The 15968-nt window shown below is 28.8% G+C and carries 22 protein-coding genes and 1 riboswitch; of the genes, 19 read left to right on the forward strand and 3 right to left on the reverse strand.

Translation table 11 applies throughout. The features are described 5' to 3' along the window. Positions 1 to 70: 70 nt before the first annotated feature. The 11 genes from ACTTA6_RS02280 to ACTTA6_RS02330 all read left to right on the forward strand — a co-directional run bounded on the left by ACTTA6_RS02280 (position 71) and on the right by ACTTA6_RS02330 (position 9599). Positions 71 to 709 (forward strand): aspartyl/asparaginyl beta-hydroxylase domain-containing protein, encoded by a 639-nt coding sequence (locus ACTTA6_RS02280; RefSeq protein ID WP_440614331.1) that lies wholly within the window; start codon positions 71 to 73, stop codon positions 707 to 709. Between the two features lies 1 nt (position 710). Beyond that, positions 711 to 1136 (forward strand): ribose 5-phosphate isomerase B, encoded by a 426-nt coding sequence (rpiB, locus tag ACTTA6_RS02285; RefSeq protein ID WP_075506748.1) that lies wholly within the window; start codon positions 711 to 713, stop codon positions 1134 to 1136. 6 nt (positions 1137 to 1142) lie between these two features. After that, positions 1143 to 2450 carry a serine hydroxymethyltransferase gene (gene glyA / locus ACTTA6_RS02290; protein ID WP_075506747.1) on the forward strand — a complete coding sequence of 436 codons (1308 nt, stop codon included), beginning with the start codon at positions 1143 to 1145 and terminating at the stop codon, positions 2448 to 2450. A 3-nt stretch (positions 2451 to 2453) separates the two neighbouring features. Next, complete coding sequence (gene nrdR, locus ACTTA6_RS02295) at positions 2454 to 2912, forward strand: transcriptional regulator NrdR (protein WP_075506746.1); 459 nt, start codon at positions 2454 to 2456, stop codon at positions 2910 to 2912. Next, entirely contained in the window at positions 2893 to 4005 is a 1113-nt protein-coding gene (gene ribD / locus ACTTA6_RS02300) for a bifunctional diaminohydroxyphosphoribosylaminopyrimidine deaminase/5-amino-6-(5-phosphoribosylamino)uracil reductase RibD (protein ID WP_440614332.1), read from the forward strand. Before nrdR ends, ribD begins: the two co-directional genes overlap by 20 nt. Further along, positions 3998 to 4591, forward strand: a complete 594-nt coding sequence (locus ACTTA6_RS02305) for a riboflavin synthase (RefSeq protein WP_440614333.1) — start codon at positions 3998 to 4000, stop codon at positions 4589 to 4591. The genes ribD and ACTTA6_RS02305 overlap by 8 nt, the downstream gene beginning before the upstream one ends. Then, a complete protein-coding gene (gene ribB, locus ACTTA6_RS02310; protein ID WP_440614334.1) occupies positions 4578 to 5678 on the forward strand; it encodes a 3,4-dihydroxy-2-butanone-4-phosphate synthase in 1101 nt (366 codons plus the stop codon). Before ACTTA6_RS02305 ends, ribB begins: the two co-directional genes overlap by 14 nt. Beyond that, complete coding sequence (ribH, locus tag ACTTA6_RS02315; RefSeq protein WP_440614335.1) at positions 5678 to 6067, forward strand: 6,7-dimethyl-8-ribityllumazine synthase; 390 nt, start codon at positions 5678 to 5680, stop codon at positions 6065 to 6067. Before ribB ends, ribH begins: the two co-directional genes overlap by 1 nt. After that, a complete protein-coding gene (locus tag ACTTA6_RS02320; protein ID WP_262589163.1) occupies positions 6064 to 6465 on the forward strand; it encodes a transcription antitermination factor NusB in 402 nt (133 codons plus the stop codon). The genes ribH and ACTTA6_RS02320 overlap by 4 nt, the downstream gene beginning before the upstream one ends. Then, a complete protein-coding gene (gene thiL, locus ACTTA6_RS02325; protein ID WP_440614336.1) occupies positions 6458 to 7417 on the forward strand; it encodes a thiamine-phosphate kinase in 960 nt (319 codons plus the stop codon). Before ACTTA6_RS02320 ends, thiL begins: the two co-directional genes overlap by 8 nt. 76 nt (positions 7418 to 7493) lie before the next feature. Continuing rightward, positions 7494 to 9599 (forward strand): sodium-translocating pyrophosphatase, encoded by a 2106-nt coding sequence (locus tag ACTTA6_RS02330; RefSeq protein ID WP_075506739.1) that lies wholly within the window; start codon positions 7494 to 7496, stop codon positions 9597 to 9599. On the opposite strand, the gene bamE is transcribed toward ACTTA6_RS02330, so the two are convergent. After that, positions 9586 to 10068, reverse strand: coding sequence for an outer membrane protein assembly factor BamE domain-containing protein (bamE, locus tag ACTTA6_RS02335; RefSeq protein ID WP_440614337.1), 483 nt, complete (start codon positions 10066 to 10068; stop codon positions 9586 to 9588). The genes ACTTA6_RS02330 and bamE overlap by 14 nt on opposite strands. Here bamE and ACTTA6_RS02340 point away from each other — a divergent pair. The 6 genes from ACTTA6_RS02340 to ACTTA6_RS02365 are packed head-to-tail and all read left to right on the forward strand — an operon-like array spanning position 10067 to position 12581. Next, positions 10067 to 10534, forward strand: coding sequence for a ubiquinol-cytochrome C chaperone family protein (locus tag ACTTA6_RS02340; RefSeq protein WP_440614338.1), 468 nt, complete (start codon positions 10067 to 10069; stop codon positions 10532 to 10534). The two genes, bamE and ACTTA6_RS02340, sit on opposite strands and share 2 nt — an antisense overlap. A gap of 2 nt (positions 10535 to 10536) precedes the next feature. Continuing rightward, positions 10537 to 10719 (forward strand): 50S ribosomal protein L32, encoded by a 183-nt coding sequence (rpmF, locus tag ACTTA6_RS02345; RefSeq protein ID WP_023853776.1) that lies wholly within the window; start codon positions 10537 to 10539, stop codon positions 10717 to 10719. 13 nt (positions 10720 to 10732) lie between these two features. After that, on the forward strand, positions 10733 to 11734 hold the full coding sequence (gene plsX / locus ACTTA6_RS02350) for a phosphate acyltransferase PlsX (protein ID WP_440614339.1): 1002 nt from the start codon (positions 10733 to 10735) through the stop codon (positions 11732 to 11734). Next, positions 11735 to 12034, forward strand: a complete 300-nt coding sequence (locus ACTTA6_RS02355) for an HU family DNA-binding protein (protein ID WP_440614340.1) — start codon at positions 11735 to 11737, stop codon at positions 12032 to 12034. It begins immediately after the preceding gene. Beyond that, positions 12027 to 12389: a MerR family transcriptional regulator gene (locus ACTTA6_RS02360; protein WP_440614341.1), complete on the forward strand. Its 363-nt coding sequence runs from the start codon at positions 12027 to 12029 to the stop codon at positions 12387 to 12389. Before ACTTA6_RS02355 ends, ACTTA6_RS02360 begins: the two co-directional genes overlap by 8 nt. Beyond that, positions 12390 to 12581 carry a 50S ribosomal protein L33 gene (locus tag ACTTA6_RS02365; RefSeq protein ID WP_023853780.1) on the forward strand — a complete coding sequence of 64 codons (192 nt, stop codon included), beginning with the start codon at positions 12390 to 12392 and terminating at the stop codon, positions 12579 to 12581. Position 12582: 1 nt separating this feature from the next. On the opposite strand, the gene ACTTA6_RS02370 is transcribed toward ACTTA6_RS02365, so the two are convergent. After that, a complete protein-coding gene (locus ACTTA6_RS02370; RefSeq protein WP_075506733.1) occupies positions 12583 to 12873 on the reverse strand; it encodes a chorismate mutase in 291 nt (96 codons plus the stop codon). Between the two features lie 88 nt (positions 12874 to 12961). Here ACTTA6_RS02370 and ACTTA6_RS02375 point away from each other — a divergent pair, with 88 nt between their 5' ends. Next, positions 12962 to 13942, forward strand: a complete 981-nt coding sequence (locus tag ACTTA6_RS02375; protein WP_440614342.1) for a COX15/CtaA family protein — start codon at positions 12962 to 12964, stop codon at positions 13940 to 13942. Positions 13943 to 13969: 27 nt separating this feature from the next. On the opposite strand, the gene ACTTA6_RS02380 is transcribed toward ACTTA6_RS02375, so the two are convergent. Beyond that, the gene (locus ACTTA6_RS02380; RefSeq protein ID WP_440614343.1) at positions 13970 to 15298 is read right to left on the reverse strand and encodes an O-acetylhomoserine aminocarboxypropyltransferase/cysteine synthase family protein; all 1329 of its coding nucleotides are present in this window, start codon (positions 15296 to 15298) and stop codon (positions 13970 to 13972) included. Positions 15299 to 15300: 2 nt separating this feature from the next. Further along, a riboswitch (SAM riboswitch) is annotated at positions 15301 to 15367 on the reverse strand. 142 nt (positions 15368 to 15509) lie between these two features. Here ACTTA6_RS02380 and rplM point away from each other — a divergent pair. Continuing rightward, positions 15510 to 15968, forward strand: a complete 459-nt coding sequence (rplM, locus tag ACTTA6_RS02385; RefSeq protein ID WP_440614344.1) for a 50S ribosomal protein L13 — start codon at positions 15510 to 15512, stop codon at positions 15966 to 15968.

Below are 15968 nucleotides of genomic sequence, written 5' to 3' on the forward strand. Positions count from 1 at the left end.
TAAATTTACTTTATTAATGCGACAAATGTATTATACAAATAACTCTTAATTTAAGTACAAAACCATTTTTATGAGCATTGATAACACAAAAGTTGTAAACCTAAACCTAAAAAAAGAAGAAAGAGTTTTAGATTTTAGCGATTTTCAAAAACAAAACTTGAAATTTGATATAAACAAACTTCAAGAGGCCTATAACCAAATTATTAAGACAAAAAAATTCGAAGATGCTGGAATAACACACTTTGGAGCAATTTCATTAACTCAAATTCCTGGTGATCCTGACTCAATCAAAGGCAATAAAGCTAGAGGTGTTTACTGGACTAAACCTGATAAAACTGGACAAGAAGTTTCTAGAGATGTTGAAATTGATGAAGCAGCTTATTCTGAATTTATAAAAGATTATGAGAACACTTATTTTAAAGAAGTTTATGATGTTTTATCAAGCAAATACAAATTGGGTAGAGTAAGAATTTTGCTAAAAGAACCAAGATCAACTTTAAGTTGGCATAGAGATCCAGAACCAAGATTGCACATTCCAATTGTAACTAATCCTGGATGCTTAATGGTTATAGATAATGTTGCAAAACATATGCCAGCAGATGGTTCTGTGTGGGTGACTAATAACACAAAATATCATAATGCATTTAATGGTGGTGAAGAAAATAGAGTCCACCTTGTTGCTTGTGTGCTAGATTATAAATTCAATTAATTTGAAAAAGATATTTATTTCATCAGACCACGCTGGTTTTAAACTTAAAGAAGCAATTAAAATTTATTTAGAAAAGAAAAAAATTAATTTCCAAGATTTTGGTCCCTCAAATGAGAATAGCGTTGATTACCCAGATTACGCACATAAAGTTGCAAGAAAAGTAAATTCATCAAAAAAAAATATTGGTATTTTGGTATGTGGATCAGGAACTGGAATGAATATTGCGGCAAATAAACATAAAAATGTTAGAGCCGCTCAATGCTTTAATGAAAAATCGACCAAATTATCTAGATTGCATAATGATGCAAATATCATTACATTAGGATCGAGATTACTAACTAAAAAAAATGCATTAAAATTTATTAGCATTTTTTTAAATACAAAGTTTGAAGGTGGGAGACACTTAAAAAGAGTAAAAAAAATATAATTGATTATGTCTAGTGAAAAAAGTTATTTAAACGATAGTTATAAGAGTTTCTTTGAAGATGGTTTGTCTAGCAAGGACCCTGAATTATATAAAGCTATAAAAGATGAACTCTTAAGACAACAACAACATATAGAATTAATTGCTTCAGAAAATATAGTTTCACAAGCAGTTCTTGAAGCTCAAGGATCAGTTTTAACTAATAAGTATGCCGAAGGATATCCTGGAAAAAGATACTATAATGGTTGCGAACATGTAGATGTTGCAGAAAGTCTTGCAATTGAGAGATTAAAAAAATTATTTAATTGTAAATATGCAAATGCACAACCGCACTCTGGAGCACAAGCAAATGGAGCTGTATTTTTAGCTTTATTAAATCCTGGAGATACATTTATGGGAATGAGTTTAAATTCAGGTGGACACATAACACACGGATTGAAAATATCTATGTCAGGTAAATGGTTTAACGCTATAGGTTATGACGTTGATAAAGAGTCTGAGCTTATTGATTATGATAATGTTGAAAGACTTGCTTTAGAACACAAGCCTAAATTAATAATAGCAGGCGGCAGTGCTTATTCTCGAGTAATAGATTTTAAAAGATTTAGAGAAATAGCTGATAAAGTAGGAGCCTATTTAATGGTTGATATGGCACATTTCTCAGGACTTGTGGCTGGTAAAGGTTATCCAAATCCATGTGATTATGCTCATGTTGTAACCTCAACTACACATAAAGTATTTAGAAGCGCAAGAGGTGGAATAATTTTGTCTAATGACGAAGAGCTAGGTAAAAAGTTTAACACAGCTGTTTTCCCTGGTTATCAAGGTGGACCTTTGATGCATATTATTGCAGCTAAAGCTGCTGGTTTTCTAGAGGCTCTTCAACCAGATTTTCAAGATTATATAAAATCTGTTTTAGCTAATGCAAAAATCTTAGCCGAAACTTTAAAAAACAATGGATTTAAAATTTATTCAGATGGAACTGATACTCATTTAATGCTTGTTGATTTAAGACCTTTTAATGTTAAAGGAAATCTTGCAGCGGAAAGTCTATCAAGAGCTAACATAACGTGTAATAAAAATGGAATACCTTTTGATACAGAGAAGCCAATGATTACATCGGGTATTAGATTGGGTACTCAAGCTGCTACAACACGTGGATTTGGATTAAATGAATTTAAAACTGTAGGTGAATTGATAACAAAAACTATTAAAGGTTTATCTGAAAATCCTGATGATAACAGTAAAGTTGAAAACGAAGTAAGAAATGAAGTTATTAATCTAACTTCATCATTTCCAATATATAAAAATTTATAAATAATGATTTGTCCTTGTGAAAAAAAAGGTGATACATCTGTTGTAGATTCTAGACCAACTGAAGATGGAACTGCAATCAGAAGAAGACGATTATGTATATGTGGTGAAAGATTTACTACCTTTGAAAGAATTCAATTTAGAGAATTAATGGTTGTTAAAAAAAATGGAAGAAAATCTTCTTTTGACAGAGATAAATTATCTAAATCAATCTATATAGCACTAAAAAAAAGACCAATTGATACTGAAACTGCAGAAAAATTTATAAGTAAAATCTCAAGATCATTAGAAGAACTTGGACAAACAGAAATATCAACAAGTACAATTGGAACAATGGTTATGGAAGGATTAAAAGAACTTGATCCTGTAGCATATGTGCGTTTCGCTTCCGTTTATAGAAATTTTAGAGAAGAAAAAGACTTTGTGCAATTCGTGGACAGATTAGATGTCTACAAAAAAAGATAATTTTACCAGCAAAGATAAACAATTCATGCAAATTGCCCTTAATTTGGCAATTGCTCGTGAAGGTTTAACCGGTACAAATCCATCTGTTGGATGTGTAATTGTTAAAAATAATAAAATTATATCTATAGGACAGACTTCTCATGATGGAAGGCCTCATGCTGAACGAAATGCAATTAAAGACTCTATTGAAAATGTTGCTGGCTCAAAGATGTATGTCACATTAGAACCTTGTTGTCATAAAGGAAAAACACCACCTTGTACAAATTTAATAATTAAATCAAAAATATCAGAAATTATTTATTCAATTTCTGATATTGATGAGCGTGTTAGTGGCAAATCTTTTAAAGTTTTAAAATCAAGTAAAATAAAAGTTAGAAAAAATCTTTTAAAAAAAGAAATTAGTCGGTTTTACTATCCTTATTTTTTTAACAGAAAAAACAAAATACCTTTTGTTACAGGTAAAATTGCAGTTTCAAAGAACAATTTAATTTATAGTAAAGAAAAGCAAAAAATTACTAATATTTATTCTGATAAGTTTTCGCATTTTTTAAGATACAAAAATGATACGATACTAATTTCATACAAAACCTTAAATAAGGATAATCCAAAACTTAGTTGTAGACTTAAAAACAAAAATAATTTTTCACCTATAAGAGTTATTTTAGATAATAAGCTAAATTCTAATCCAAACTCTTATTTAATAAAATCTGCAACTAAAATAAAAACAATTATTTTTTATAATGAAGCGACAAAATCAAAAATCTCATTATTTAAATCTAAAAAAGTCTTATTAATCAAATCTAAAATTAATAAAAATAAAGAATTCAAATTAAAAGAAATATTAAAAAAACTTTATACTTTAGGATGTAGAAATTTATTGGTTGAAGGTGGAGATAAACTTACAAAATCATTCATAAATGATAAAATTTTTAATAAGTTTTATTTGTTTAAAAGTTCAAATAATTTATCTAAAAATACAGAATTTGTTGAATTTAACAGTTTAAATACTTTAAAATCAAAATATAGATATACTTCAAAACTAAATCTGAAATTAAAAAAAGATAAAATAGAATTATATAAAAATTATGTTTAACGGAATTATATATAACCAAGGTACTGTCAAAAGTATTACTAGAAGACCAAAAGGCATCAATATATTTGTTAAAAGTAACTTAAAGGTTTCATCAAAAAATATGGGATTGTCAGTTGCATGTGATGGGGTATGTCTCACACTAATTTCCTATAAGTCAAAAATAATGGAATTTTATTTATCTAATGAAACTTTAATTAGGTCCAAATTTAAATTTCTCAAAACAAATGATGTTTTGAACTTAGAATTACCTTTGAAATATGGAACTAAAATTTCTGGCCATATTTGTCAGGGTCATGTGGATACGGTTGGAATAGTTAATAGTATTAGTAAAATAGATAAATCTTATCTTTTTGATTTTGAGATACCAAAAAAAGAAAGAAAACATTTAATAGAGAAGGCGTCAATATGTGTAAATGGTATCTCTCTTACAATTTCAAAAATTACAAAAAAAGGTTTTCAAATTTGGATTATTCCCCATACTTATAAAGAGACCAATTTATCTACTTTAAAAAAATCTAGTTTGGTAAATATTGAGATTGATATCTTGTCTAAATATGTAAGAAATTATTTTAATGACAAAAAATAATTTTGCATCAATAGAAACTATCATCAGTATTGCCAGAAAAGGTGGAATGTTCATTTTAGTTGATGATGAAAAAAGAGAAAATGAAGGCGATTTAGTAATATCCACATCAGATACTAATACAAAAAACATAAATTTTATGGCTAAGTATGGCAGAGGTTTAATTTGTTTAGCTTTAGATAGCGTTCAGGCCAAAAAATTAAACCTTTCATTAATGTCACCAATTAATCAATCAAGAAATAAAACTGCATTTACCATTTCTATCGAAGCTAAAAAGGGAATTACAACAGGAATTTCAGCAAAGGATAGAGCCAAAACAATTAAAGTAGCTTCAAAGAAAAATGCTAACAAAAATGAAATTGTATCTCCAGGTCATGTGTTTCCAATAATAGCAAAAGATGGAGGTGTACTTGTTAGAGCTGGTCACACAGAAGCTTCGGTTGATATTTCAAAATTGGCAAAAAAAAATAATTCAGCTGTTATTTGTGAAATCATGAATGAAGATGGAACAATGGCCAAAGGTAGGGATTTATTTAATTTTGCAAATAAGCATAAACTTAAAATAGGTAAGATTGAAGATTTGATTGCTTATAGACTTAAAAAAGAAAAATTAATTAAATTAAAAAAACAAAGCTCAATAATTGTAAAAAACCAAAAGTATAATATTCGAATTTATGAAAATTTAATTGATGGTGCAGAACATTTTGCTCTAATTAAAGGAAAAATAAAAAAGGGTATTACTCCAAGGGTAAGAGTAATCTCTTCAAATGTAGTTCAAAATTATTTAATAAATCAACAATTACCAAACTCATTTAACAAAACTTTAAATTATTTTAAAAAATATAACAATTGTGTATTAGTCTTTATTAAAGACTCTAATTTAAAATCTGTAACACAAACTTTGAAAGATTATAAAAATAAAGATTTTTATAAAAAGGGTAATGACAAATTAATAAGAAATTATGGAATTGGAGCTCAAATTATAAAAGATTTAAAAATTAAAAATATGATACTAATCACGAAATCTCCAAAAAAAGTTATTGGTTTAGATGGTTATGGTATAAAAATTACTAAACAAGAATTGATATAATGAAGAAAAAAATTTTAATTGTTATTGCTGATTATTACAAAGATATTGCAGATGGGTTACTTAAGAGTGCTTTAAAATTAATCTCAAAAAAAAATAATATAAAAGTGATTAACGTTCCTGGAGCTTTTGAAATACCTGTAACTATTTCAAAAAACATAAATAAGTATGATGCCTTTTTAGCTCTAGGCTGTGTTATTAAAGGTCAAACTCCTCACTTTGATTTTATTTCTCAAGCAGCAACTAATGGTATTATGGAATTATCAATTTCAAGTAAAAAACCAATTGGGAATGGAATAATTACTTGTTTGAATATGTCTCAAGCTAAAGCGAGAAAGAAAAAAGGTGCGGAAGCAGCTGAAGCAGTAATTTCTGTTCTATCTCAAAAATGAGAACACATTTTAATCCAAAAAATAATCCTAGGGTTATAATAATTCAAAAACTCTATGGTAAATTTTATAACGAAGATGATGAATTACAGTTTCCAAAACACAGATTTAAAAAATTTATTAAAGATATTGTACTAGGAACTATTGAGAGAAATGATTTAATTATAGATGAATTAAAAAATAAATTAGGTGATGAATTTGTTTTTGAAAATTTAGATAAGGTTTTTCAAACTATTTTAAAAGCTGCTACATATGAATTAATGTACAAACCTAATTTATCCTTAAACATTATCATTAAAGAGTATTTAAATTCATCAAATTATTTCTTAGAAAATTCACAAACTAAGTACCTAAATGCTTTGCTTGATAATGTTGGAAAAAAATTAAGAACAAATGCATGAATTTGAATTAATAAATAATTATTTTTCTAATATTTCTAAAAAAAATAAAGCTGCTTTAAATTTAAATGATGATGTTTTTTTTGATAAAAAAAAAGGATTAGTTATTTCAGTAGACACATACAACATAGGTACACATTTTATAGATTTTAAAAGACCAGATTTAGTTATTAAAAAAATTTTAAGATCTTCAATTTCTGATTTGATTTGTAAAGGAGTTAAGCCAAAATATTATTTTATTGCTGGATCAGGAAACAAAAAAAACTTTACAAAAAACAATCTTAAAAAAATATCTACTTCTTTGAGGGAAGAGCAGAAAAAATATAATTTATTATTAGGAGGAGGGGATACAACTTTTTCTAATAAACTTAGCTTTACAATAACCTCAATTGGTTACTCAAAAAAAATAATCTATAGAAATCAATCTAATGTAAATAATGATATATATGTTACAGGAAATTTAGGTGATAGTTTTATCGGACTACAGATTTTAAAAAATAAAATTAAGTTGAATAAATCTAAAACGAAGTATTTTATAAATAAATATTATATGCCCGATATCCAAAATAAGTTTTCTAAAAATTTACTTTCTCTAGCAACAAGTTCTATGGATATATCTGATGGTTTAATCGCAGATTTGAATAAATTAATAAACAAGCAAAATGTTTCTTATAAAATTTATGAAAAATTTATTCCTGTATCAAGAAATCTTAACAACTTAATTAATAGCAAGAATTTAAATAAAATTGATCTAGTTTCTAATGGAGATGATTATCAAATTTTGTTTACCGCCAAATCAAATAATGCCAGAATCATAAATAAATTAAGTAAATCTCTCGGTGTAAAAATTTCTAAAATAGGAACTATTTTATCTGGTAAAAACAAGTCTTTAATTTTAGATCAAAAAGGCAGAGAAATCGCCAATAATGTAAGTGGTTATGTCCACCAATTTTGAAGTTAATTATTGTCTTTTTTGACTTTTTTTGTATTGTCCGGGCTTAAAAAATTAACAACCAACAACTAAGGGTTATATGAGTGCAACTGTCGAAACTATTTTATTATACACAATCGGAGCCGGTTTTTTATCTATCGTTTACGGGTTCTTAACTGGAAAAAACATTTTAAATTCAAGTGCAGGAAATGCAAAAATGCAAGATATTGCATCAGCTATCCAAATTGGAGCAAAAGCTTATCTAGCAAGACAATACAAAACAATTGCAATTGTTGGTGCAGCTGTTCTTGTAATTGTTAGTATTGCATTCAGTCCATTAGTTGGTCTTGGTTATTTAATAGGTGCAGCATTATCTGGTATTGCAGGATATGTTGGTATGTTAGTTTCAGTGGAAGCTAACGTTAGAACTGCTGAAGCTTCAAGAAAAGGTCTAGCTCAAGGTCTTTCAGTTGCTTTTAAGTCTGGTGCTGTAACTGGTATGTTAGTCGCTGGTTTAGCATTGTTGGCAATAGCAGTTTATTATTTTTTATTATTGAAATTTGAAGTAGATGAAAGAGAAATAGTGAATGCTCTAGTTGCTTTAGGGTTTGGTGCTTCTTTGATTTCAATTTTTGCAAGATTAGGTGGAGGTATTTTTACTAAGGGTGCAGATGTTGGAGCTGACCTTGTTGGTAAGGTTGAAGCTGGTATTCCTGAGGATGACCCAAGAAATCCAGCAGTAATTGCTGACAACGTTGGAGACAACGTTGGTGACTGTGCTGGAATGGCAGCAGATTTATTTGAAACATATGCCGTTACTATTGTTGCAACTATGGTTTTATCATCAATTTTCTTCGTAGGTGATCTTAATATGATGATCTATCCTCTTACAATTGGTGCTGCTTGTTTATTGACATCTATTATAGGTACATTCTTTGTTAAACTTGGAAAAGATAACAATGTGATGAACGCATTATACAAAGGATTTATTGTATCTGCGGTTGCATCATTAGCTATTCTTTGGCCTGTAACTGATCATGTAATTGGTTTTACAAATGAATACACTGTTAATGGAAATACATTTAATGGAATGGATTTATATTACTGTGGAGTAATTGGTTTAGTTATTACTGGTTTGTTAATCTGGATTACAGAATATTACACAGGAACAAGTTATAGACCTGTTAAATCTGTAGCTTTATCATCAACAACTGGTCATGGAACTAATGTTATTCAAGGTTTAGCTGTATCAATGGAAGCAACAGCTATACCTGCATTAATCATTGTTGCAGGTATCTTAATTACAAATTCTATTGCTGGCCTATTTGGTATTGCAATCGCTGTTACAACAATGCTTGCATTAGCTGGAATGGTTGTTGCATTAGACGCTTACGGTCCAGTAACTGATAATGCTGGTGGGATAGCCGAAATGTCTAACTTGGATAAAAAAGTTAGAAAAACAACAGATGCTTTAGATGCCGTTGGTAACACCACAAAAGCTGTAACAAAAGGATATGCAATAGGTTCAGCTGGTTTAGGTGCGCTAGTTTTATTTGCGGCTTACACTGAAGATATTAAACACTTTTCTAAAGAAGCAGGTTCTGCTCTTGAAGGAATAGTTGTAACTTTTGATTTATCAAATCCATATGTTGTTGTTGGTTTATTAATCGGAGGAATGTTGCCTTACTTATTTGGTTCTATGGGAATGCAAGCAGTTGGAAGAGCAGGTGGTGCTGTAGTAGTAGAAGTAAGAAGACAGTTTAAAAAATTCCCAGGTATTATGAAAAGAAAACAAAAACCTGATTATGCAAAATTAGTTGACTTGTTGACTGTTGCTGCAATTAAAGAAATGATAATTCCATCATTATTACCGGTGTTATCACCTGTAGTTTTATATTTTATAATTCTATCAATAGGCGGTCAGGTAGCTGCCTTAGCTGCAGTTGGAGCTATGCTTTTAGGAGTTATTATTACAGGACTATTTGTAGCTGTTTCTATGACTGCTGGAGGCGGAGCATGGGATAATGCTAAGAAATATATTGAAGATGGAAATCATGGTGGAAAAGGTTCAGAAGCTCATAAAGCTGCTGTAACAGGTGACACTGTTGGAGATCCATATAAAGATACAGCAGGTCCAGCTGTTAATCCAATGATTAAGATTACAAATATTGTAGCTTTATTATTGTTAGCAGTTATCGCTGGCTAATTTCTTTACGTTTTTTGGCCCTCGTACCAAGAGGGTCATTAATCTTTTGTCTCATACTAGACATAAAATCATAAATAAAAGAATTCCTTTTAAACCCAGCTTGTGTTGTGGCTTCGACAATTTTAATATTTTCCATATCGTCCTTATTGTAAAATTCCTTCTTTTTTAAAATTCCATATTTATCTATTTCTAAAACGAGGACATCATTTTTAAAAATCTTCATTCTACCCAAGTTTTTTAGTTGTGATTGTGTTTGCTTTCTCTCTATATATATCCAAACATCATTATCGAATTTACTTGTTGTAGATGGGACGCCTAATATTTTTTTAATATCATTTTTGTTTGTTTGATTTACTATAAGTGTTTCTTGTTTTTTCTCTAAAAATGGAACACCATGGTGCTTAACAACAGGTTTAAATGAACAATTTGAAAGTATTAAAAATAAAAAAAATATATATAATTTATTCATGAGTAATGAGTATATACATATTTATAATAAATTGATTAATTTCACTAGAAATAAAGATTTATATAAGGATTTAAATAGAGAAGATAGCTTTTCTGATCGGTTGACTTTATTTTTACTTCATTTTTCATTTTTTCTCAAAAATTATAAAAATGAAGAAAATAAAAATGTTTTACAAGAAATTTATGATTTCAACTTTAGACAATTAGAATTAAGCATTAGAGAAATAGGATATGGAGACCAATCTATAAACAAAAAAATGAAAGATTATATCAATTTGTTCCATTCTATGGTTTCTGAGATTCATTTTTGGGATGATTTATCAAAATCAGGTAAAATTGAAAAATTATCAATATTTTTAGAAGATTTTAATAATATTAATGATTTACTTGATTATTTTGATGAATTTAACTTAGATTTGTCAAAAAAAACTTTGAATTATTATTTAAAAAGTGTAAGTAACCCATAATTATGGCTGTACCAAAACGAAAACAAACCCCTTCCAGAACTGGAATGAGGAGGGCACAAACAATGAAATTTTCAACTAAAAATATAGTTGAGGATAAAAAATCAGGTGAATACAGACTTTCTCATCATCTAGATTTAAAAACTGGTATGTATAAGGGTAGACAAGTTTTAGACCCAAAAGAATAGTATAATAATCTAAATGTCAGAAAAAATTAAAATTGCAGTTGATGCAATGGGAGGTGATGGTTCACCAAAAAAAGTTATAGATGGTATTGTTTACAACCATCAATCAAATAAAAACATTTTTTACAAAATATTTGGAGATAAAAATAAAATTTCTCCATTAATTGAAAATAAAATTAATAAAGAGTTCTATGAAATTTTTCATACAGAGAATGCAATTAAAAGTACGGACAGTCCTTTAGAAGGTGCAAAAAGAGGAAAAGACACAAGTATGTGGCTTGCTATTCAAAGTGTTAAAGAAAAGCATGCTGATATAGTTATATCTGCTGGTAATACTGGCGCTCTATTAGTTGTATCAAAATTGAATTTAAAAATGATTGAAAATATAGATAAACCAGCTCTATCTGCGTTGTGGCCAAATAAAAAAGGCATGAGCGTTGTACTAGATCTTGGGGCCAATATTGAATGCAGTGCAAAAAACCTAAGTGATTTTTCTTCGATGGGAGCTGCACTTTATAACTCGTTATATCCAAATGAAATGGCCAATGTTGCTTTATTGAACATTGGTTCAGAAGAATTAAAGGGTAATGAAGTAATAAAAGAAACATATCAAATTCTTAATGACAAAAAATCTGAAAATTTTAATTTTTCAGGATATATCGAGGGTAATCACATAATGGATGGTGAAGTTGATGTAATTGTATCAGATGGATTTACAGGAAATGTAGCATTAAAAACAGCAGAGGGAACTGCAAATTTTATTACAAGTGAATTAAAAAAAGCGATGACTGGAAATTGGATAGGTAAGTTTTCTTCACTTTTAAATATTGCAAATCTAAGAAAATTTAAAAAAAGATTAGATCCAAGACTTTACAATGGTGCAATTTTTATAGGATTAGACTCTCCAGTGGTAAAAAGTCATGGTGGTACTGATTACGTTGGCTTTGCTAACTCATTAGATGTTTGCCATAGAATTGTTAAAGGTAATTTGATAGAAAAGATTAAACAGATTCTTTAAATGAGAATAAATTTAACTAAAAAAGATTTAGTTAATTTAGTTTATATGCAACTAGGTTTTTCTAAACAGATTTCAGAAAATTTAATTGATGATTTTTTATCAACAATTGTTTCCAACATTAAATCTGAGAAAAAGCTAAAATTATCTAAATTTGGAACTTTTTCTATTAGACAAAAAAAAAGTAGAATTGGTAGAAACCCAAAAACTAAGGAAACTAAAATAATAACTAGTAGGGATGTTGTTTTGTTTAAACCTTCAAAAGAATTTAAAGAGTTTATAAATCTTAAAGATTATGGATAAAGCTGATCAGGCTTATAAAACTATTGGTGAAGTTGCTAAAATTTTAGACTTAAAAGTCAATAAAAGAGGTTCTTTGCCTACTCACATAATAAGATTTTGGGAAACACAGTTTAAACAAATCAAGCCAAAAATTCTTAATTCTAATAGAAGATATTATGATGAAAAAAATATAGATCTTCTTAAGAAGATTAAATATTTGCTTAAAGATCAAGGTATGACAATTAATGGAGTTAAAAAGATCCTTGATAATGTAGATACTTTAAAGCTTGACGAAATGGCAGATAAATCTATAAAAGCTGAAAAATTAAAAATTAAGTTAACTAAAATATCAAAAATTATAAAAACACTAAAGTAAATGGCAAAAAAAACACACGTAAAAGTTAGAATGGTACCTGAAGCTAAACCAGATAGTCCTTACTTTTATTATGTAAAAAAACCCGCTGGTGGCGAAAAAGCTAAAGTAAAATTATCTGCAAAAAAATACAATCCTGATACCAGAAAACACGAAATGTTTGTGGAGAAAAAGCTTCCACCACATAGTAAATAAACTATTTTTTTTTAAAATTTCTTCTTTCGTAATCAATATAAGACCAAATCATATTTTTCCAAATACGATTAGTTATTTTTGGATCTATGCCTTGTTTTAAGGATTTTGCTTTAATTTTTTTTAAAATAAAATTAATTCTTTTCTTATCTACGATTTCTTTTTTAAATTCTTTGAGCTTTAAAACTTCCTCAACTAGCTTTGTTCTATATTTTATAAGTGATAACAGTTTATTATCTAATTTATCTAGCTTGACTCTTATTAAATCTAGTTTTTTTTTATTATTTGGCGACATTTAATTTATTGGAATACTTAATAATTATTATATTTATCTGAGCATGTACAGTGAGAATAATCATTTAAATAATCAACTTAAATTGTGGATGTTATCATTATTAGTTTTAGTTTCTTTAATAATTTTGGTTGGAGGCTTGACTAGATTAACTGACTCCGGTTTATCAATTACTACTTGGGAATTATTTGTTGGTTTTTTTCCTCCTTTTACAAATGATAAATGGTTAGAATATTTTAGTTTATATAAAACAATTCCTGAATACAGCCAACAAAACTTCAATATGACTCTTGATGAATTCAAAATAATATTCTGGTGGGAGTGGGGACACAGGCAGTTAGGGAGAATAATTGGTTTAACCGTATTACTCCCAATGGTTTATTTTTCATTAAAACAAGGAGTTTGGATTATAAAAAAATATGGACTTATTTTTTTACTGGTTTGTTTTCAAGGATTTTTAGGCTGGTACATGGTATCAAGTGGATTAGTTGAAAGAATTGATGTTAGTCATTATAGACTAGCAATACATTTGGTAACAGCTTTTATCATTTTATCAATTGTATATTGGCAATTTTTAAAATTATCATCCTCTTCAAATCAAAATGATTCTATTAATCTTTTTATAGTAAAAATTTTTTTAGTTTTATTATTTTTGCAACTAATTATAGGCGCTTTTGTATCTGGTATGGATGCTGGTAAAATTTATAACACTTGGCCATTGATGGGTGTTAATTATTTTCCTGATGATAGTAGTTTTAAAGAGTTTTTGAATTTAAAAGTTTTTGATAATCCCTCTATTGTTCAATTTATACATAGAAATTTAGCATACTTAATTATAGTCATTTATGCCTTAATCCTCTTTAAGGTAATTAATACTGGAAACAAAAAATTATACAAACCTATCACAGTAATTGGTTTGACTTTGGCATTTCAAATTTTTCTTGGAGTGATAACTATTTTATCTGGAGTAAAAATGTTATTTGCATCTTTACACCAGATAAATTCTATTTTGATAATACTTTCAACTTTGTATTTTATATTTATCTCAAAATACAAAAGAGAGATTAATTAATTTCTATTTGTAGACATATAAATAAAATTAACTAACTGCTTTTAAATTACCTTTTGATGATTTGTCTAAAGCTTGATCTAAATCATCAATGATATCATCAATATGTTCTAAACCAATACAAAGTCTAACATATCCTGGCGTTACACCTGAAGCAGCTAATTCATCCTCATTTAATTGGCTATGAGTAGTTGTTGCTGGGTGTATTGCTAAACTTCTAGCATCACCTATATTTGCAACGTGATAAAACATTTTTAAAGCCTCAATGAACTTTTTACCAGCCTCGATACCACCAGCTAATTCAATACCAACTAAAGCACCATTACCATTTTTAAGATATTTTTTTGCTCGACTTGATATCTCTTCATTATGTTCAGTGGAATAAATTACTCTCTCAACAGCTTTATGATTTTTTAAGTACTCAACCACTTTTGCAGCATTATCACAGTGTTGTTTCATTCTTAAAGCAACTGTTTCAAGTCCTTGTATGACGCCAAATGCATTATCTGGAGAAAGTGCTGATCCTAAATCTCTTAGCAAGGTCACTCTTGCTCTTACTGCAAAAGCAACATTTGCACCTGTCAATTCAGGCACTGCTTTACCCCAAACAACACCACCATAACTTGCATCAGGTTCATTAAATAGTGGCTGTCTTTTTGGATCTGCTGTCCAATCAAAATTTCCACCATCTACTAGCGCGCCCCCAACCACTGTTCCATGACCTGCTATATATTTTGTTAAAGAATAAACAACCACAGCAGCACCATGTTCAATTGGTTTACAAATTACAGGAGCAGCAGTGTTATCTAAGATCAATGGAATGTTATATTTTCTACCAATATCTGAAACTTCTTTAATTGGAAAAACTCTTAAATATGGGTTTGGTAATGTTTCTCCATAAAAAGCTCTAGTTTTATCGTCTATTGCTTTTTCAAAGTTTTTTGGATCTGAAGGATCTGCATATCTTACTTCTATACCAAGCTTGCTTAAAGTATGTGTAAATAAAGAAACTGTTCCGCCATATAGATCTGTTGAACTAACAATATTGTCTCCGGCTTGAGCAACGTTTAATATTGCAAAAGTAGAAGCGGTTTGTCCAGACGCTACAGTCAAACTCGCAAGTCCACTCTCAAGAGCAGCGATTCTTTTTTCCAACACGTCATTTGTTGGATTCATTATTCGTGTATAGATGTTTCCAAACTCTTTTAACGCAAATAAATTAGCTGCATGTTCAGTGTTATTAAATTGATACGAGGTTGTTCTATAAATTGGAACAGCTACAGAATTTGTAGCTGGATCACTTCTGTAATCTCCACCATGTATCGCAATAGTTTCTGGATTATTTCTTTTTGTACTCATTTTTACTCCTTTTTTAGTGCTTTTGCTTTATGCAAGGCGCACAATACAGTTCAAATGCCTACCGATTTAAAATTTAATGAAAATTCCATTTTAGCAGTTTTATGCCCGCAATAGGATCAAATCGGCAAGAGATAAATAGCATATTAGTTATGTTTTACAAGCTAAATATAAAATTGACTTTGAATAATTTAATAGTATTAATCCTCGCACAATGACAAAATTCACAAAAAAAGATCAAGTTACATCATCTTGGTATGAGATAGATGCAAAAAATGCAGTTGTCGGAAGATTAGCAACCGTTGTATCTAATATTATTAGAGGTAAAAATAAGACTACTTATACACCTCACATGGATGATGGAGATTTTGTTGTAGTAAAAAATATCGAACAAGCAAAATTTACTGGTAAGAAGTTTCAAAATAAAAAGTACTATAGACATACAGGACATCCTGGTGGAATTAAAGTTACTACACCAGAAAAACTTCATGAAAAAAAACCTGGAGAAACTTTGAAACTAGCAGTTAAAAGAATGTTACCAGGTGGTGTTTTGGGTAGAAAACAATTAACAAAATTAAAAATTTATTCAGGAAGTGAACATCCTCATGCTGCACAAAATCCAAAAGTTATTGAATTAGATAAACTAAACAATAAAAACATTGCAAGAAACTAA

It is taken from the genome of Candidatus Pelagibacter sp. HIMB1636, assembly GCF_052047675.1.
In the GTDB taxonomy this organism is placed as follows: domain Bacteria; phylum Pseudomonadota; class Alphaproteobacteria; order Pelagibacterales; family Pelagibacteraceae; genus Pelagibacter.